Annotated in this window: 13 protein-coding genes and 1 pseudogene; all 14 read right to left on the bottom strand. The window is 42.4% G+C overall.

Annotation, left to right across the window (positions count from 1 at the left end):
• A partial coding sequence (locus DMB45_RS14500; RefSeq protein ID WP_146216462.1) for an ATP-binding cassette domain-containing protein occupies positions 1-329 on the bottom strand: 329 nt, incomplete at its 3' end.
• A 30-nt stretch (positions 330-359) separates the two neighbouring features.
• Positions 360-1,958: a PKD-like family lipoprotein gene (locus tag DMB45_RS14495; RefSeq protein ID WP_041501966.1), complete on the bottom strand. Its 1,599-nt coding sequence runs from the start codon at positions 1,956-1,958 to the stop codon at positions 360-362.
• Positions 1,959-1,969: 11 nt separating this feature from the next.
• On the bottom strand, positions 1,970-2,725 hold the full coding sequence (locus tag DMB45_RS14490) for a DUF4843 domain-containing protein (protein WP_041501967.1): 756 nt from the start codon (positions 2,723-2,725) through the stop codon (positions 1,970-1,972).
• 20 nt (positions 2,726-2,745) lie between these two features.
• The gene (locus DMB45_RS14485) at positions 2,746-4,317 is read right to left on the bottom strand and encodes a RagB/SusD family nutrient uptake outer membrane protein (protein WP_041502180.1); all 1,572 of its coding nucleotides are present in this window, start codon (positions 4,315-4,317) and stop codon (positions 2,746-2,748) included.
• 16 nt (positions 4,318-4,333) lie between these two features.
• A complete protein-coding gene (locus DMB45_RS14480) occupies positions 4,334-7,720 on the bottom strand; it encodes a SusC/RagA family TonB-linked outer membrane protein (protein ID WP_041501968.1) in 3,387 nt (1,128 codons plus the stop codon).
• An 88-nt stretch (positions 7,721-7,808) separates the two neighbouring features.
• Positions 7,809-8,996 (bottom strand): FecR family protein, encoded by a 1,188-nt coding sequence (locus DMB45_RS14475; protein ID WP_052634298.1) that lies wholly within the window; start codon positions 8,994-8,996, stop codon positions 7,809-7,811.
• Between the two features lie 43 nt (positions 8,997-9,039).
• Entirely contained in the window at positions 9,040-9,633 is a 594-nt protein-coding gene (locus tag DMB45_RS14470; RefSeq protein ID WP_052634300.1) for an RNA polymerase sigma-70 factor, read from the bottom strand.
• A 291-nt stretch (positions 9,634-9,924) separates the two neighbouring features.
• Positions 9,925-13,221 (bottom strand): golvesin C-terminal-like domain-containing protein, encoded by a 3,297-nt coding sequence (locus tag DMB45_RS14465; protein ID WP_110688873.1) that lies wholly within the window; start codon positions 13,219-13,221, stop codon positions 9,925-9,927.
• Between the two features lies 1 nt (position 13,222).
• On the bottom strand, positions 13,223-13,768 hold the full coding sequence (locus DMB45_RS14460) for a hypothetical protein (RefSeq protein ID WP_041505443.1): 546 nt from the start codon (positions 13,766-13,768) through the stop codon (positions 13,223-13,225).
• Positions 13,769-13,776: 8 nt separating this feature from the next.
• Positions 13,777-15,210: a peptidase associated/transthyretin-like domain-containing protein gene (locus tag DMB45_RS14455; protein WP_041501971.1), complete on the bottom strand. Its 1,434-nt coding sequence runs from the start codon at positions 15,208-15,210 to the stop codon at positions 13,777-13,779.
• A complete protein-coding gene (locus DMB45_RS14450) occupies positions 15,207-16,364 on the bottom strand; it encodes a hypothetical protein (RefSeq protein ID WP_146216461.1) in 1,158 nt (385 codons plus the stop codon). The genes DMB45_RS14455 and DMB45_RS14450 overlap by 4 nt, the downstream gene beginning before the upstream one ends.
• A 75-nt stretch (positions 16,365-16,439) precedes the next feature.
• Positions 16,440-16,916, bottom strand: coding sequence for a carboxypeptidase-like regulatory domain-containing protein (locus DMB45_RS14445; RefSeq protein WP_041501975.1), 477 nt, complete (start codon positions 16,914-16,916; stop codon positions 16,440-16,442).
• 490 nt (positions 16,917-17,406) lie between these two features.
• Positions 17,407-19,704, bottom strand: coding sequence for a Gldg family protein (locus DMB45_RS14440; RefSeq protein WP_041501976.1), 2,298 nt, complete (start codon positions 19,702-19,704; stop codon positions 17,407-17,409).
• Positions 19,705-19,722: 18 nt separating this feature from the next.
• Positions 19,723-20,013, bottom strand: a pseudogene (locus DMB45_RS14750) (ABC transporter ATP-binding protein); the annotation flags it as partial.

The following is a 20,013-nucleotide window of genomic DNA, read 5'->3' as shown; positions in this document are numbered from 1 at the left end:
TCCGGGACGTGACGCAAGCCAGCGCAATACTCCAGGTACTCCGTCACCGTCAAATCCGGGTGCAAGGGCGGCGTCTGGGGCAAAAAGCCGATATGCCGTTTCGCCTCTACAGGGTTCTCCCGGATACTCACGCCCTTGATATACACATTACCTTCCGTCGGACGCAAGACACCGCACATGATATTCATCGTGGTCGATTTGCCGGCCCCGTTGGAGCCGAGCAAACCGTAAATACCGTTCCGGGTAATCTCGAAATTGATGTCCCGGATCGCCCACTGGATCGTGTAACGATGGGATAAATTCTCAACTTTTACGATCGATTCTTCCATACAATATGATTTAAATAAACGAACATCCATTTAATAAGCATCACCGCCATACACGTCATGCAGTTCCATTGCCGACACGACCTTCCCCTCTACATCGAATTCCGATAATAATGTCTTAGGCAGTTGGAAATTGTTACGATTAAACTCGTAAATAAAGAACTTCCCGTTTTCGAGCCCGACCATCAGTTTGTTATAATCGTAATACCCCTGATAAGTGATATACCCGATATAAGTTACTTTGGAATCGAACTGATGAAAAAGATGATCCGCATTGTTTCGCCCCCGGTCTACATAACGGACCTCGTTTCCTTTCGTATATACCACGACATCCCGAGGTCCATAATTGGAAACAGTGGTTAAAAACAACGAACTTTTATCCAAATTTCCACCGGGGAAGGGCCAAACCCTTATTCCGCTAACCTCTTTACACACATTCGTACTCGAAAGGGCAAAATCCCCCATATAGGTTTTTCCGTCAGGGTCATTATAAAAGATCGTATAATCTCTGGAGCGAGACAGATACAATACCTCCGACCCTTCCGGCATTCCCCAAACCGGAGGCAAATTATCCTTATTACCGCCCCCCTTGGTCACCGGCTCGATCGTATTTATTTCGAAAGACCGGAAGGGATTATACAGGTACTTATACCGAAACCCGTTTATCAATACGCGTCTGTTTTTTTCATCGTAACAGGGAACAGGTTGTTTATTACTTGCAGCGTGACCGAAAGTCGACACCTTATATCCCTTGTTATCCACGCTATAAGGTTCCGAGATAAACTTTCCTCCCAAATAATTTTCAGACATAATTCTCCGGAAAATTCTTCCGTCGCGAGTAGTGATATAAGTATAATTATCGCAATCGTGCCGATCCACCACATGTAGGTTTTCAGGCGGACCATCCAAAAACTCATCCTTTAGCTCGCTTACTTTAGCCATGTTTTCGTTGTTGATTACATAAGCCACCTGATCTGTCAAAATCGTCATGGAGCCGAGACTACCGACATTTTTGGCCAACGATTTGGCCAAAGTAATGGGTTTTCCGGGAATATCGTTCCCGTTTACCGTTTTGTAAACATCCCTGTCGGCAAGCCGGAAAACCGCCACGACAGTCACTCCATCGGGAGCATATGCCGATCGGCGTATCACATGGGACAACCTCGATTGATCGCCCTTCTCCGATAAAATCAACAGATCGTAACGTCTGAATCGAGAATTTATCGTTACGACAAACCGTGCCATAAAAGCAATCCCGGTCGCTTTGTCTATGATACTGAAAGTACCCGTGTGTCCGCTCTCGAACGGATTTTCCGATCCGAGAATTTTCACTACCGAATCGGTCAATATTTTAAAATTCGCCTCTCTACCGAACACGACACCCCTCAATTTCCATTCATAACGCACGTTCGCTTCTCGTAAAGCGGAATCCGCATCCCATGTAAAAAAATCACGCCCGTTGAATCTGGCCGTATCACCTTCATTACACGTTACCCGAAGAGGGGTCGTACTTACATCAACAAGCCATGTCGGGGCATGTAGATCTTTATAGTCGTAATTTCCCTCGTCTTCAAAACATCCTGGAAACAAGCACAATAACAGGACGCAACCGAATAATATACTATTTTTCATACAATTCATTTTTAAAGTGGTACACTCATTAAAGTCCCGTTATCTTCGGTAATAGCAGGATTTTGCTCGTTCAACCACTGTTTAAACAACATGGCCAAACGGATAGCCCGATCGGGATGATCTTTGATTAAATCTGCACTCATCTCCAATTTTTTATCCGCATGATCTAAAAACAGTTTATACTTTTTCTGCGAATAAGTTCCCAATAGATTGATTTCTACCTCTTGCGTCCACCAATCCGGTTTAACGGCTGCAGCCTTTATGATTATCTTCGCCCTTCTCCGTTCTAACTGTCCTAAAAGTACTTTATCCGTAGGAACCAATTCCACGACAAGCCTTACCCCGTCGGGAAGCTCATCCAATCGATCGCTTCGAAGCAATTTGACTCGAATGGTATCTAAAATTTCAGTTGCATTCTCTCCCGTCGTATTCGCGTGAAAAGTATAAGAGTCATCCAAATCATATTCATCCGGATTAGCCGTTGTCTCCCCGGGAACAACCTTTAACCCGAATTGAATATCGGAGGTTAAAAGCATTCCGGACAAATTTACCGTCAACCCGGCATATATCTCTTGAGTCCCCGAGGGGTAAAAGAAAAAGGAAAGCTCGGTTGAATCTGCTTCAGCCGTTCCCGGGTATACCTCGTTGACATAAAATTTTTGAAAATAGATTTCATGTATACCCTGGAACAGTATCGTTTCCTGTTCGCTACAAGCATAAAACCCGATAGCTATAGACAGGAATAGGCTAAACAAATGCTTTTTCATAATTCATTTTATTAAAGGTTTTATAAAATCTGATCATCCGGTATCGGAAACAAATATTCACTCCGGTATAAAGGGCGTATTTCACCTCTTCCGAAATTAACGGATGCATTCAATCGCTTGTACAGATAAAAAAGTTGTCCTTCCGAAATCCACTCCCGGCGAGCATCGTTAATCAACTCTCTAACAAAAGAGTTCCAATCACCTACAACGATCGGCTCCGTACATCCTCTGCTGTTTCGAATCCTCATCAAGATATTTTGGGCTTCCGGAAAATTTCCTTTCCGGGCATAATATTCGGCCATGATATAACGCATTTCCGTGGAACGAATCACGGGCATAATCGTAATATTTTTATCCCGAACCTCTTCGTTATCGCTTATATACCATTTACCCGATACGGGAAAACGACTATCCCCATAAGGATAAAATATCATATACGACGAACGGTAATCTATATCGAACTCGTTTGTCAAACCGTCAGAAGTATAAAACGTCTTTTGCGTTTCGAGATCCACGATCAACCAAGTAATGGAGGTATTATTTTTCCAGAAACAATTACGCATATTATAATCTTCGTAAGCCTTTTCATTATTAACGGCAAAAATCAGGTTGGAAACCACCTTTATGTCTTTTTTTGCTTCGAAATTTTCAGTCTCCATAACTCCACGATAATCGTCTATAGAGAAGAACTCATAAATAGAACCCCTTATTTCGAAAGCATACTCCATCACCTCTTTCGCCGCCTCGAAAGCCTCCTCCTCCTTGCCGGCATATTGATATACCCGGGCTAAAAGTGCGGTGATCGCATAATAACTTAACCGATACCCCCGCCCTTTGAAAAAAGACTCCACTGTAGGATCGTTATATCCCGGCAAAACCGAATCAAAGTCATTATAGAAACGCCCCTTTCCTGAAGCACTAACCCCTTTTCCCAAATCTGAAGTATCGAACTCCACTACCAAATCACGAGCTCGTTTCAAATCCGCGATCACTTTTTCCAAAAACGGCTCCACCCCGATACGAGAGGCATGAAAGTCGGGATAACTCTCCACGTAAGGGACATAAACCTTTTTATCATCGTTTACCGGGGCAGGAGCGAACAAACGCAACAGATCGAAATGCATTAACGCCCTGCAGGCATACGCTTCTCCGAGAATCATCTTCCGCTCCATCTCTCCCTTTGCAAACAGATCCGAAGGAGCAGATTCTGTATTTTGGATCAAACAATTGGCGTTGGCTATAATATTAAACGCCGATTTCCAGATATTCTTTATCACCGGGAGCAAGTAGACATTGTTGTAATCAAAAACATCAGCAGCAAGATATTTTTGAGTGAAAACAAACTGTTCCATCGACTCCAAATTATACTGTTGTGAAATACAATCCACCACACCGAACCCAAGCTCCCCGCCATATAGGCTTGTAGAAGCCATCGATTTATACAACCCGTTCAGTACGGTCCGGTAACCGTCTCCCGTACGGAATAATTGATCTTCCGTCGTTTGTCCTTCCGGTTGAAGATTCAACCAATCTTCGCAAGAGGCGAAGAACAGAGAAGACAAAAGCATTAGCATAATAATATAGATTTTCATAACATTGTTTTTTAAATTAAAAACCCACATTCACCGTGAAACTATAATTCCTCGCGTAAGGATAACTCGTCCCGCGCTCCTCCTTTACCGTCGACCAACGGCATATATCATTGGCGTTAAACCGGATGCCCAAAGAGATCAACCGGATCTTTTTAATCATCTCCCGGTCGAAATCATATCCCATGGATAGACTCGAGAAATTCAAAAAATCGTAATTCTGTACAAAACGGGTGGTCGGCTTGGTCTTTGTCATATTCCGGATATCATAAAAAGGCGCAATATCCCCTGCTTTGATCCACCTCTTCGAAAGTACTCGCCGATCCACGTTTGAACCATCGATATCTGCATTTTCCACTTTATTTAACAACGTCGAATTATAGGTTTGTCCACCCCACTGGTACAAGAAAGAAGCATTCAAGTAAAACCCTCGAAATCCCACGTTTATCCCGAAACTTCCCTGAGCATCGGGAAGCCGGTCTCCTACCACGACCTGATCGTTTGCATCCCAAGTGTAGGTAGTCGTTCCTCCCTTTTTAATAAATTTCTCTTTTCCATTCGCCGGATCGATTCCCGCCGAACGAACGGCATAAATCGCCGTGGTGGAAGCCCCCTCGTAATACATGATCAAAGGCATGGTCGCGAGCTCTGCGTATTCAGGTCTATTGGCATTATAATTTTCAAGTACCCGTCTATTATACTCTTTAGAAGCTTCACCAAGCTCTACGATCTCGTTTCTATTGGAAGCTAAATTGGCATTTACCACCACATTCAAGTTTCTATCCTGATAGACCGTAGCATGCATGTTAATCTCAAATCCCTTGTTAAGTACCGATCCGCTATTCGATTTATAGGTGCCGAAACCGGATGAAGTCTGAATTGACACTTCATCGATCAAATCTTCTGTTTTTTTACGGTAATAACTGGCAGACAAATAGAATCTGTTATTAAAAAAGCCTATCGATATTCCGGCATCCAGCATTTTCGTCGTCTCCCAGGTTAACTCGGGATTACCGAGGTATACCAACGAATTGGCCGGCCCCGTGTAATACCAGTTATCTTCACTCGATCGAAAGGTGGTAATTGCTGCATAAGCAGGGAAATTCACTTTACCCGTACTTCCGTACGAACCACGAACCCGTAACGTGTTGATCAACCAATGGTCCTTTAACCAACTGTAATTATGAAAATTAATTCCGGCACCGAAAGACCAGAAGGGAGCAAATCGCTTATCCGAACCGAACTGAGAAGAGCCGTCCAAACGGTAAGAAGCATCCAACAAATAGACATCATTGTAGGAGTAATTCACCGAAGCCAAAAAGCCAATCAATCGACTTTCCGTGGAAGAGATATTTGATTTATTCGGCTGATCGGCCGCATCGGACGGTTTGTTCAAGTTTCCTATCATAAAACCTCTAAACTGCATACTCGTAAATTCTGAATAAGACTCTCTGGCATTGATACCCGTCGTAGCATTAATAAAATGTTTTCCAATTTTTCGGTTCAAATAAAACATCGCGTTCACATTCCAATTGTACCCGTTGGAAAGAGATCGAAACAGGCTTCCCCGCTCTTTTTCCGGTTGATTCTGAAAAGAAACATCCTGAGGATCCGTAAAAGATTCGTTTATTGAATTGGTCTTGGTGATACTAAATTGTCCTTTAAAATAGAATCCGTGCGCCATAAATAGGTTGATACTCAGATTATCGGTAATATCGTTGGAACGAACCCTACCGCTGTAACTCTTCAAATGTTCGACCGGCCACAACGGATTTTTTTCCGAACGTAACCTTATTCCCTGTAGTTCTTTTACCAACTCTCCGGTATCATCATAAATCTCATAATAAGGCAATAATTTCGCGTAAGTACTGAAACTGCCGTAAGGAGAATCTTCGGAACGGGTCGAACTATACGAAACATCGTTTCGAATCTGCAACCACTCTTTATTTCGAAAATCTAATGTCAGACCAGCTCCGGCTCTGGTTCTGTGAGAACCGATCATAACCCCTTTGTTGCTGTCGTAATTGAAGTTTACACCGTATCGCATACTCTTTTCACCTCCCTCAATACTTATACTATGCTTGTGGTTGAATACATTCCGCAAAGGTTGAGCCAGCCAATCCGTATCCACACCCTTTAAAATTCGTTGTAATATCGTGTTATACTCGATATCTCTCATCGGTTGTAAATCGGGATCATCTTCCGTGTATTTTCCCATCAACCGTTCGATCTCCAACTTTTCAGCCGCATTACAAAGGTTATAATCCGACAAATCGGGTAATTCAACTCCTCCGTTAAAACTATAATTCACGCGCATTTCTCCCATTTGAGGAGCCACCGTGGTTACGACCACTACCCCGTTGGCTGCCCGGGAACCGTACATGGCCGTGGCGGCAGCATCTTTTAAAATCGTAATACTCTCAATACGGTTCATATCCATATCGTAAATCTTCTCCACGTTTGCCTCGAAACCGTCCAAGATAAAAATCGGCAAATTCGGATTATCCTTCAAATTGGTTCGTTGCGTCCGTTTGGCATTCTCCACGTCCAACCCCTTCGTCATGGCAATACTGGACTCTCCGCGAATGTTAAATTCGGGTAAAGCATTCGGATCGGATCCCCAGATGGAATTTTCCCGGATACGGAAGGAAGGATCAAAAAACTGAAGAGCCGCAACCACATTTTTATTATTAGCCTTTAACAACTGATCTTTGGTTATTGTCACTGCATTCCCCGTAAAACTCTCTTTCCTGATATTCGCGTAACCGGTCACGACAACTTCGTCGACCTGCTTCACATCCTCCTTCATAACCACGTCGATCGTGTCTTTTCCGACATATTTAATCTCCCGGGGTTCCATACCGATAAATGTAAAAATCAAAAAGATTTTCTCCACGCTGGGTAGATCTAAGGTATACTTCCCATCCGTATCCGTGGCTGTTCCCAAAGTAGTTCCTTTCAACAATACGGTCACCCCGGGAATAGGACTCCCTTTTTTATCCGTTACCTTTCCCTGTACCCGGATTTTTTTCACTTTCTCCACAGGATTTTTAGAGTCCCGGCTAAACACGATAATTTGATTTCCGGATATCTCATAAGTGTATTTCGTTCCCGAAAACACCTTGTCCAACACCTTCTCTACCGTCTCGTTCGTTACCGAAATAGAGATTTCTGCTATAGACCTCTCCTGCTCGTCATTGTAAAAAAAATTGTAGGAGGTTTGTTTCTCTATCTCTTGAATCAACACGGAAAGAGATACTTTTTTCAGGTTTAAAGTCACCCGCTGGGGTTCTACCGGACAACCTTCTGCCGACAGGTATAACGAATTTACCCCTAAAAAAGTCAATAAAAATAGCTTACAGATAAATTTTATCGACACGAACAAAAAACATCGCTTTTTTTTCATAGCTTTGTAATGTTAAGTTAATAATAAATGAATAGCTTAACGTCGGGAGTATCCGATCGTGTTGGAGGCACAGGTGATACTCCTTTTGTTATTTTGTCAAAATAATTCGGTCTTTCTCTATAATATAATCGATATTTAAATTTTTACACACCGAGTAAACGACGACCTGTATATCATCACTTCGTTCGAATATTCCTCTAAACGATTGATTAAAAACGATTCCCGTTTCATTCACGATACGTATCCCATACCAGCGTTCCAATTTCCGCACCAGCTCGTCGAAGGGTTCGTCATCGATAACAAGCATACCGTCTTTCCATCTCACTTTATCTACCGCTTTCACTTCCGCGATCTCCATTCTCCCGTTACACGTATCAAACAGGAACTGTTGATCGGGACGAATCATGAAGGTGCGTTCTCCGGCATATACCTTTACACTTCCCTCCACGAGAGTAACGCTCACCCGGCCATGATCTCCGTATGTATTCACCTCGAAAGAGGTTCCCAATACCTCGGTTTTTATCTCCCGGGCAACGGCAATAAAAGGACGGGATGAATCTTCCGCCACCTCAAAATAGACATTTCCCCTAACTTCAACCTCTCTTTTATCTTTCCCGAAACAGACCGGATAACGAATCGAGCTTTCGGAATTGATCCACGCTTTGGTCCCATCGGACAATTGAACGGTAAAACGTTCTCCCGAGGGTACGGTAATCTCATTGTAAATTTTTTCAAAATATACCGCCTCTTCCAAGAGATCACTTACCCCGTACACGATTTCCCGGCGATTGATCTTATGAAGCCGAACGGATTCCTTTATCTCTCCCGGCAAGGAGAGCGTATCCCGAGTCACACTTATTTTTCGCCCGTCAGATAAGGTTAAAACGATCTCTGTAGCCTGACGTATTTCCAAATCGTTTTCCGATAAAGTTATCTCTTCGGGCATCCGGGGCCATCCGACCAAAACCATAGCGATCAATCCGACTGCAGCAACCGAGGCTACACGCCACAACCATCCCGCACGACGTTCCGACCTTTGGGATTTCATAAATCGACAATACTCTTTTAACCCGTCGTTGAAGCATTCCCGGTCCACTTCTATCCTCGAAGTCAGATGCCATACTTTTTTAAATTTCTCGAAGTAAATCCGGTTCTTCTCTCGCTTTATCCAGTTCAAAAAATAAACGACCTCTTCCCGGCTTGCACGCTCCATTAAGATACAAACTAATATCTCATCTATATCAAAGTTTTCTGTATTTATCTTTTCTGTCTTCATATCTTAAAGACAGTTGAAAATAGTTTTAGTCCCAACAAAAGATTTAAAAAAATAAAATAATCTGCAACAGATAATCCAACTTTTCCCGCAATCGACTCAACGCGATGGAGATATGACGTTTTACCGTTTTCTCGGAAATAATTAATTTTTCGGCAATTTCCCTGTTTTTTAATCCCTCGATCTTACTTAAGGTAAAAACTTCTCTACATTTCTCCGGCAACGTCGCCACGACTTCCCGTACGGCCTTTTCGATATCAGAGCGACGCAATAACACTTCTGCTTCCGGTAGCTGGATAACCGTGGAGTAATAAACATCCGCAGAGTGCTCCTGCTCATACTTTTGAATATTCCTTTTATGAGCCAATGTATTTAAACTTCGATTATAAACCGATTTAAAAAGATAAGTCTTAACCGAAAAAACGATGGAGAGAGATTCCCGTCCTTCCCAAATTTTATAAAATACTTGCTGAACGACATCCCGAGCCGCTTCCCTATCTTGCAACAGCCTAAAAGCATAATCCAATAACGAATCGTAATACATGGTGTAAATATACACGAAAGCGGAAACTTTTCCCGATTTTAACAGATTCAGTAATTCACTGTCGTCCGAATAATTTTTAACCGTATATATCCCCATATAAACTCCTGTAACATAACCGCTATTTCACACCCGTCCGTAATTTCTTCAAAAGATTTAATTAGAACTGAGAAGTCAAAAATAAATATATATTATAAATATACAAAGATTATCACTAAAAACTCCAATATTAACTCACAAAGATGTAATACAACCGTATATTCATTACTACCGTTTATCATGTACATCGTAAATAATCCCACGCAATAACTACACTCGACTATTTTACAAAAAAATCCGGTCGAAATTCAACCGGATTATCATACTACCAATCATTCAGGTTATCAAAACCTATCGTTTTTCTTTCCGAACCCACTTTACCGCATCGGCATAAATCACTTGTTCTTTATCTGCCCCCCGATCACTTAAAACGACCCGATTCTCCCCTGCACTCAAATTAAACTCTCCTAAAGAAAACCATCCCGTCTCTTCCTGCATATTGGTTCGTAAAACAATGTTCTGATTCCCGTCCCGACTCGATAACTCGTAGTATTGAGCAGCCTCTCCCGTGTAACGCACCTGACGGTACCCGATATAAACCCCAACCTCATATATTCCATCCTCGGGTAAATCAACTCTCCACTCGGCTTTACAGCTTCCGTTTCCCGCCTTTTTATAAACCGAACTCCGGATCACCTCACCATACATCCGAGTCCCCATACAATAGGTCCAACGAAGCGGTAACTTACTTTTAACAGCCATCAACACTTCATCCGCGTAAACGTATTTTCTTTCCTCCTCTTCAGGAGAGGTAAATTCCCTACGCCGTTTATCCGGTTCTATCAAACGGAATCCCGGATCTTCGTTATCCACGATAAGTTCATTGGAATCCGGCTGAAAAAGGCGTATATCAATATCGGAAACACCACAAGCAGTATCCGTAACTTCCGTAACATCCGTAAACAACAACAATTCATCATAACCCGCCGGAAAGTTGCGGGATAAATTCAAATTCAGGGAATACACGGGTAGAAAATCCACCACGTTTTTAATCTCCTTACAACTTCCGGCCGAAATACGATAACAATAATCAACGCCTTTATTTTCCCTGTCTGAAATAGTCAAACGTATAATTCCATCTGTGGTACTCGTGTTAAATATCTTAAACCGTACGCGATATTTTTCTTCTCCGTCAACGAGTATTTTATCCTTTCCGACATCTTTTACCAGATAGGAAGGAATCCCGCATTGTCGGTACCAATCCGGCAGTACCCCTATCAAGTCAATTCCCAACTCGGATTTCATTTCGTCGCATAACGTTTCCAAAGCAAACTCCTGAAAAATATGCCTTGTTTCAAACCTTGCCAAAAAATCGTAAAATCGCTCCAAAGGAACTCTTAACGCAATGTAATCTATCAAATAGTCCACTTTCAATTGAATAATCATTTCCAATACCTCTCTTGAAAGAGATTCGTCACGTAAAGCCTCTTCAAAACTACACTTCTCTAAATAACGAGTAGCTCTAAGCGCTGCTTCATTCCCGGAAAAATTAGCTCTTACAGCCTTTTTCCTATTGGACATGGTGAATAACACTCTATCTATCACCGGGAATTCCGTTGAAAAAGCAGCATGGAGGTAATTGAGAAACAGAGGAGATACCCATTGCCTGTTCATCACGATTTTTTGTCTCCCACCCCAAGGGAAAAACGTCATAAAAATATTTTTATCCCTGTAATAAGCCAAGGGGTGTTTTAAACTCGACTGCAATAAATCCAAAAAATACTCCCCGTTGGTTTTGTCCTCTATCGCCCCGATAAATTCCCGCCTGTGGCTGTCCATCATCATCACGGAACGTTCGACATACATTACTTGATTGGTCACCCATCTTTCCGGAAACATCACGATTTCCGGCTGAACGAACTCACTTCCGATTTTCCAATTACGATCCTCCGTCCCGAGAGAAACAGGCGTCTCTAACAATACAAATCTATGAAAGGGATAGAAAGGGAATTTATTCTCTTGCTCCTTTATCGCTTTCCGCAACATCTCTTCCGGCATCCCCTCGTACAAAGACATCACATGATCATGTCCCTTAAAATAATAAAGCTCGAAATTAACGGAGTCCACTTTTAACGTTTTGCTCTCGTAAGTACCCATGCTCAACGTCAACCCCGTCAAACACTGCTTATTTCGGAAATATACCGTATCCCCTTTCCGTCGTGATTCACCCTGAGAAATCACGGTTCGTTTTCCTGAATCCGCAACCCGTAAACGAAAATCCGTAAAATCTTTCGAAGACACGTAAACAGATGACAAATTCACGGGTGGAACGGCTACCGGATACCATATCGTCTCCGGGGTCAATAAGGTATAACGATCCCCGATGAAAGCATAGCGCTTCCCAAAACGCAACGGACAATTCCGCCACGTTCTTTTCCAATACGCTTCCTTTTCCACGTCTAAATAACATACCCGTTCATCTATTTTTCCCCTGTATTCCAAATAAAAAAATACAGTGTCCCCACTCCCTAACGGGTAATCGACCATCACAACCTGATTCTCCCGACTGAACTTGACTGCCCCTCCCTTTTTATCCGAAAAACGGGTAATATCCAACCCCGGATTCAAATACAAGGTAACACGCGAAACGGACTTATTTCCGCAGTTTACCACGGACAATCCGCTACAGGCTTCTATCCTGTTACCTGTCTGCTCTACCTGTAAATCATGCCGGACGACACGAATAAAACGCTCCTTACCGTACTTTTTCCCCGTCTCTAAATAACGATCTCGGACCCGATTCGTCTCTTTGTAAGGATACAAATAAAAAATCCCGCACAATATACCAAACAACACCACCCCTCTCCCTATCGCTACAACTCCTACACGGTCTCCAGTCCGATTCGGCAATCGTCTTTCCTTTCCAACAGCCCACAAACATAGGCCGATACCCCACAACAGGAACACAAAGCGATGCAACAGGTAATTCCCCAACCCGACATGCCCGACTACATCAGAAAACACGTTCGGTAAATCCGTTGCTATAAAATCTAAAATCCCGTATGCCACTCCAGGAAGCCACCAGTAGGTCGCGATCAAAAAAAGAGTCAGCACCGACAAGGCAACTCCCTGCTTCCTGAATAAACCGGTAATACCCATCGATAAACCGGTACAAAATACCAAAGCCGGAAACGAAAGCGTCAACCAATAAAACAAGTACGCCCATCCCCCAAAAGGAGAATCGCTACCGAACAGATTCAACATGAATACCGTCATTATCGAAACGAACTGTACTACCACAACCGTCATTACCACACCGATCGCCTTCCCGCACAAATATTCCGCATTACCAACCGGACGTACCCTTATTGCTTCCAAGCTATCCGCCTGCCTCTCCGACGCCCTCCATTCACACACGGAAAACAGAACCAGAAACGATTGAAAAACACTTACAAGATACGCGTTTACAAAAGGCATGGAAGAAGGTAAGGCCAACATAAACCAAAGGCTTGCAAGATCACCTTGAAATACATATTGACAACAAAAAACAAGTACCCACAGTGAAAATGCCACTAACCGGAATACCCGGTTACGCCAAAGTAAACGGTACTCCTGCCAAGCGATACATACAATCGTTCGATTTTTCATATCATTTTCCTTTTATACCACTGATAATAACCTCTTTATACAAACGCCACAGCTCATCGTTCCCGATAGGCGTTCCCATCAAAACAACTTCTTTCTTTTCATTCAACAAAAACGTCTTAAACTGGTAACTATCAGGAAACTTATTCAATTTTCCCATCATCCCTTTCTTATCGAAAAAAATGGGATATCTAAAATTATTTTGCTTAGACAGAATAACAACCTGCTTGGGATTTTCTACATGCGCGACAAACAAAAATGCAAGAGAATCCGAATAGGCCCGAGTCTCTGTTATCTTTTTGTACCACTCGTACAATTGAAGCCTGCACTCCGAACACTCGTTCGAATCCACGTATACTAAAATAGAATAGCATTTATTTAATAAATCATTACACGTTGTATCTTCACCTAAAAATTTCGCTTCCAACGTGGTGGGAAAGGCAATCTTTTTTCCCCTCCATTCTTTCTGTATATTTTTCTCCATTCTCTTTTCGTCGCTCTGGCAAGAAAAAAACAGACTCGTTAGAATCCATATGACAATAATTCTCATCGCGTTTATTATTTAAAAAACAGTCTTAGTAATCCATTCTTTGTCTTTACAACAAAAGGAACCGTGGGAGTAATACCATTCAGTCTCAAGGTTGTCAGATAACTCCGCGGATAGTAAGGTTTATTACCATGATGTAAAAATTGAGCCTCGATCTCCTTATACTCGCTCAAATCGGCAATAGCCTGACCGCTATCGAGTAAATCCGGTAACCCCTCAAACGCTTTTGTATCGTATATTCCAAAAGGATATGAAGCAACAAGAACTGCTTTTTCCCGTAAGAACTGCATCTGGGCATAAGCCGGAATCCTCTGATAAGCCATACATTGGAAAGCTTCTGTTTCAACCAACCTATTTTCCTCCGGATTACGCCTCGAGGGCATCTCTATACTTCCGAATCCCGTCTGATCCGATTTATGTTTCCAAACGGTCTCTTGTCTGCACGAGTGAACATACACGTCTCCTTCCTCGTTATAGGCCAACTCTATCTGCATTTTTGTCGAAAAAGGGGCATAGGTTCTCGTTAAATTAGCCAATCGATAAAAATGATAGTCTAAGTAATCGATCTCGATTCTTCTTAACCTAAAATCGTCCCTATCGATATACAAAACTCCCTTACAGAAAATTTTTATATCCTGAGGATAATATTTTTCCCGCGTGGAAAACACGAATTTATAGCAATTACTATCCGATTCAATCGGTTGTATATCATAATATTTCAACTTAGAAAACAACGGGCCCCACAAAAAGACGGCGCGCAAGGCCGAAAAAATCTTTTTACTTTCGGCATTGTAAGACGACTCAATATACGGAGTCCTCAATGTATCCGAGCGGTCAGGAAGCAGATTAAAACTCCTTGCCGAATAGACGGGAATAAATTCGAATTTATAGTCCAAATCCCACTTCTCTTTTTGCTTCACATGTCCCGACGTTAAAAAAAAACCGAATTCCCGTCTGTATTCCACAGCCTTGGTAAAACAGGTCGTTATTTTCGCGTACTGGGCTTTCCCGTAAAAATTCATATTATTTCGGGCAGAAACAGGCTGTAATTCCTTCATTACCTTTTCCAATAAATCGGCACTCTTTATTCCCACGACGTTCACTTCCTGTAAAAACTCCATTTTCATGGAGAGTGCCAATCGTTCCATCGACACCAAATCCCGCACGGCAACGATAGAATCTTTATAACCCAAATACGAAAATTGTATGGAATCCTGCAAAGAAATGTCTCCGGTTGAGAAACAACAATACCCCTTCTCGTCTGTTGTCGTAACAAGATAATGTCTATTCGGGTTAACGACATACACCCCGAACAAGGGTTCTGAAGAAGTATTCGTTACCTGTACTCTTAAAGAATCAGGAAGCGATTCGGCATGTAAAACACAAACACAACACTCGAATACAAACCACAGCAACGACCTTAAAACGTTTATTTTTAATCTCATAACTTAAAACGATAAATGATAAACTTCTCATTTGCGTAATCCGGTTTAACACCGGCGTAATACCAGGGAGCGATATACCCGATAACTTCAAATCCACGCGGGACATTGAAATCAGCGACAAGACAGCGATTCCGGTATACCTGCAAACCATCTTCAAAAGGAGCCTTTTGTTTCTGATAACCTCGAAACAAAACATTTGTTTGCGGAATCCATTTTAAATACCGATAGTAGCCATAATTTTGACGACACGCGCTAAAATGGATATCACTATCCTCAAAGGTTCGAAATTCCGGATAAGCTGTATCCATCTCCACCCCGCTGTTACCAAACGAAATCACCGTAGAATCCTTCATATTCATACGATAAACAAGAGTATCTACTTCAAAAGAAAAGAATAAACTATCTCGATACAGGTCGAACAATAAATATTTAAAATTCGAAAGATACCGATAGCGTTTATACACGGGTGGATAATTACATAATAACTGTTCTATCATCCCGTTTTTTAAAGAGAGTTTTGCCAAATTAAAGCTTTCCGAATAGTATTGCGGAGTATGCCCTTCCCCGTAAGCATTGAATTTAACGTGTTCGGTTACTACCGGAAAAAACAGGTACTCGTCATAGGCAACTATTTTATTTTTTCCATACTCAACCTCATAGATGTTCGGATTATTGGGATCGGGGTGTTCAAATTTACTGCTATCGATAAACTCTCCATCCCAACGAATAAAAAATTTTGAATCCACATTCAGATTACTATCTATAAGATAAATAAACCATTGCTTATCCAAAATAATAAAACGATCCCGCTCTGTTGTTGTCATCTGGTTTAAACCGGGTATTTCATTTTCTCCTCTCCCGAAACCCAATGCAGAACGAATGTATACCCCCTCTTTATCATAAACCAAAACAGACGACAAAACCCGATCTACAAAATAAAGAGTATCGTTTTTTATTAAAAAATCACCTTCCATCGATGCCTGCTTTGCACTAAAATACAACGTATCCAAAAGCAACGACGTATGATATGAGATATTTTTGCGGGAATAATTTTCAACAATATCGTAAGCAATTTTGTTTTTTCCTTCTGGAATTTGAACGCGTTCACACCCGATTCCAAGGAGCAACAACATCAAAATACACGAGTTTTTCATATTTTCTTTCCGTTGAGAAGGCATTAAAAGCTTAGAGTATATTCCACCCAAGCTTTTAATCGCCTCCCTTGTTTATTACCGACAATTCGCATTATAGGTTGAACAATTTATACTCGTTGTTCCCTTATAACAATTAGCCCTTAACGAAACGGCATTTCCCCCGTAACAATTTTTACCTCCACCGCTATCATTTTTACAACGACAATAAAAATACCCGGCTTCCCAATAATCATTTGCTCCATCACCAGAGTCGTCTCTTAAGGTTATTTTTAAATTAGTCCCGAATGAAGATATTTCTTGGGTTACACATCCTATATAAGAAACAACCAAAGTTGATCCGGGAGGTACATTAAGAGAAAATCTTCCGTTCATATCCGTTACAGTACCTGTGGCAGTTCCTTTAATCATTACATTAGCCCCAATAATAGGTTGATTTGAAGAATCTACAACCGTTCCTGAAACAGTCTGTTGTTGAGCAAAAACGACAATAGTACTTACAATGACGATCAGTATAACAAAAACACCTTTTTTTCCAAAAAATACTTTTTTCATACGTTTAAGATTTAGTGTGAAACAATAAAATAAAAAACTCTCGGTACCTTAATAATTTGCCTCCTTTCTTAATAGTACACTGGTTAAACTTCAATATCTATGACAACTTTTAATAAAGACACAACAAACCTTATCTCAGGATGAGTCGTTTTAGAAATATTAATTTTATTTGTTTTTTGTTTATTTTACAATATATGCATAAATATTCTTTATCGTATTATAAGTTATTCTTAAAATAATACTTATAGTACTCCATGTATTTTCCGTTTAAAACTAAAATTTTCATTCATTTGTTCTAAACACAAAGAGAGGTCATCCGTTTCCGGACAACCTCTCCATTAACACAACACTACATTGGATGTTGTAGTCACACACTACAAATTTCCCCTCGGTTTATAAAAATCTAACAAGAATTCTTTTAAAATCACCGTCGTTTTCCAAAAAACGATCCGGTAAACGAACGGTGAATAAATAAATCATCATTTTAGAATTACCGCCCTCTTCTCCTGATCCATATAAATATAGTTATGAAAAGTAAAATAGCAGGCAATATTCCCATGAAGATAATTTTCGTGATGTACATACCGGTCTCGCTCGGGTAAACTTTATTATCCGGCGGTGTCTGGCGACGTACATCGATAGGCACTTCCTCGTTCGATAACCAGAAGAAGGCCCCTTGTATAATCGAGTAGTTAGAAGCCCTGATACCTTTTCGGCTGATTCCCAATTCCCCGTTACTGATACAATCGGCATCGCCAAATATCATGACGCGTTGCTCCTTGTCCCCTATCTTCCGCGATAAAGCCAAGGCCGTCACGAACGTTTTCTGTATCTCCCCACTCGACGGGTTGAAACGGGCCGTGTCATCAACGAAATTAGTCGTCTGCAACTCGTTCCAGCAATCGATCGTGTCGCTCACGAACAAAGGGGTTACATCGAAACCCTTGTCCGTCACGTAATCCAAACCCGAACAACCGGGCATCGTGGCCACGTACTCCCGGCGCCTCATCGTGTTATAGATATAAGAGAAGTCCGCCGCCTCCCGCGTCGGACGAGCAACGATCAAATCAGACTGGAAATTCTCCGTCGGGCGAACAAGAGTTCCAGGAATGAAACGAACGCCGAACGGTTCTACCAAAACATTCGTCACGTCACACCGTTTCGGCTCTCCGGCGATCAGCAAGTTTCCCCCCCGGGCGATGTACTTGTCCAGGTTCACTTGTTCTTCAGCCGTCAACGGTTGACGCGTCTCGGCGATAACCAGAATGTTCACGTCTGCAGGTACCTCCTTGTCGAGCGTCACGCTCTCGAAATCGAAGCCCTGGTTGATCAACGAGTAACGGAAAGGCTTGTCTCGCGTGAACATGCTGTAATCGCGATCCCCTTCCCGCTCCGTGTTACGCTCCCCGTGACCCGTCAAAAAGCCCACCTTCGGCAACTTCATCACGATACGTTTGAAAGCGGCCGAGATCTCCGACTCCCCGGGAAAAATTGTTAAATCATCAAATACCCGCAAGAAGGTCTTTTGACCGTTCTCCCTCTCCAACAAACGAACGAAACGGTTCATTTCCGGCTTCAGGTCGATCTGTTCGCGAATCTGTTCCGGCTTCAATATCCTGTTTGAATCCAACCGGGTAATCTCGATCATTCTTTTACCCATTTGCTCTAAAGTCATATTAGGGAATCTCTTCTCCAGAGCCTTCATATCTTTTACCGAATCATAATAGAAAACGTATTTCATCGACATATCCGGCTTGAAACGAAGATACTGGCGAAAATTACGTCTATCCCAGTTCCGGTACGAGGGCATACCGATCCAGTAATAACGATCCAAAATATTAACATAAGTCGTCATCTTCAATTTACCGTCCATGCGGGCAACGATATCCTGGCTATTTTGCGTCAACGTGTTCTGCTTCGTCTCCGTGGCATCGTAAAATGACATCAAGGAAGGACGGGAAGAGAGGTAACCGATAAACAGGGCAACGAACCATACTCCGGCATATTTACCGAAGTTCACCGCCCACGAACTCTTCTGCCGACAAGCCTGCAAACGAATAACGCTCATGAACAGGAACAAGCCGATCACGATCAGGAAATAGATCACGTCCTCGGAGCAGATCAAACCGTTAACGAATTCTCCGGCACGGCCGGAAATCGCCAGCCAGAACGTGATATCGCGAACGAAATCAAGATCTTGCCATAAGTCTTTCACGTAAGATAGACCGGCTAAAATCGCCAACGTGCCGACAGCGGCAACGATCTGGTAAGAGGTCAGGCTCGACATGAACAAACCGATCGCCGCGTAAGCGCAAATCAAAAGGTACAAGCCCAACATGCCCGAAAGAATTACCGGAATATCGAAATCTTTTACCGCGAAAGCCGCGTAAATCGAATAAATTGTCAAAATACCGATTAAAACGAGAGCGTACACCATCATCGAGGCGTATTTCCCGAGAATGATCTGCCAGTTCGTCACCGGCGAGGAGTAAAGCAATTTGATCGACCCGCTACCCAGCTCCCGGCTCATCAAGCTCATCGTCAACAAGGGAATGTAAAGGTAAAGGTAAGATTGAACGGCCGTGAACAGACCGCGCATGCCGCTGTAAAGACCGAGGGTCACGTTATAATTACCGTAGCCTAAAGACTCCGAACGAACAAAACCGCTCATCAAGTTGGAAAAGGTCATGCTGCATTGAAAGGTAAAGATGATCAGGATCAACCACGCGATCGGCGAGTAGAACAACGTTTGTAATTCCGTCTTCGCTATTTTGTATATTGTCTTCATTGTAAACGTGTTTTAAAATTACTTCTTTGATAACTCCGCGAATATCGCGTCAAGAGAGCTCTTCTCCTGGTAAACCTCCGTCAATCTCCATCCCCGGGAGACACTCGTCTCAACGAGTCGCTCCGTAACCTCCTGGAAATCCGTGTACTGAAGACGATACTTCATCCCTCCCAGCTCTTCCACTCCACTCACGCCAGGGATAGAACGCAACTCCTCTACCGGCGGGGCGGCGACCAGCGTCACTACCAACGTGTTCGGGATGATGTAATTATCGAACTCGTCCACCGTTCCGGCGAAAACAAGGTTACC

Source organism: Sanguibacteroides justesenii, from assembly GCF_003204205.1.
In the GTDB taxonomy this organism is placed as follows: Bacteria; Bacteroidota; Bacteroidia; order Bacteroidales; family Marinifilaceae; genus Gabonibacter; species Gabonibacter massiliensis.
The sequence above is the reverse complement of the archived record's forward strand: the minus strand, read 5'-3'. Positions and strand labels throughout refer to the sequence as shown.

What these genes read in the sequence shown, in the direction of transcription:
- DMB45_RS14455 (WP_041501971.1), bottom strand. Translation starts at nt 15,210, where the DNA reads ATGAGATTAAAAATAAACGTTTTAAGGTCGTTGCTGTGGTTTGTATTC.
- DMB45_RS14490 (WP_041501967.1), bottom strand. Translation starts at nt 2,725, where the DNA reads ATGAAAAAGCATTTGTTTAGCCTATTCCTGTCTATAGCTATCGGGTTT.
- DMB45_RS14470 (WP_052634300.1), bottom strand. Translation starts at nt 9,633, where the DNA reads ATGGGGATATATACGGTTAAAAATTATTCGGACGACAGTGAATTACTG.
- DMB45_RS14460 (WP_041505443.1), bottom strand. Translation starts at nt 13,768, where the DNA reads ATGAGAATTATTGTCATATGGATTCTAACGAGTCTGTTTTTTTCTTGC.
- DMB45_RS14465 (WP_110688873.1), bottom strand. Translation starts at nt 13,221, where the DNA reads ATGAAAAATCGAACGATTGTATGTATCGCTTGGCAGGAGTACCGTTTA.
- DMB45_RS14440 (WP_041501976.1), bottom strand. Translation starts at nt 19,704, where the DNA reads ATGAAGACAATATACAAAATAGCGAAGACGGAATTACAAACGTTGTTC.
- DMB45_RS14475 (WP_052634298.1), bottom strand. Translation starts at nt 8,996, where the DNA reads ATGAAGACAGAAAAGATAAATACAGAAAACTTTGATATAGATGAGATA.
- DMB45_RS14480 (WP_041501968.1), bottom strand. Translation starts at nt 7,720, where the DNA reads ATGAAAAAAAAGCGATGTTTTTTGTTCGTGTCGATAAAATTTATCTGT.
- DMB45_RS14495 (WP_041501966.1), bottom strand. Translation starts at nt 1,958, where the DNA reads ATGAAAAATAGTATATTATTCGGTTGCGTCCTGTTATTGTGCTTGTTT.
- DMB45_RS14450 (WP_146216461.1), bottom strand. Translation starts at nt 16,364, where the DNA reads ATGAAAAACTCGTGTATTTTGATGTTGTTGCTCCTTGGAATCGGGTGT.
- DMB45_RS14485 (WP_041502180.1), bottom strand. Translation starts at nt 4,317, where the DNA reads ATGAAAATCTATATTATTATGCTAATGCTTTTGTCTTCTCTGTTCTTC.
- DMB45_RS14445 (WP_041501975.1), bottom strand. Translation starts at nt 16,916, where the DNA reads ATGAAAAAAGTATTTTTTGGAAAAAAAGGTGTTTTTGTTATACTGATC.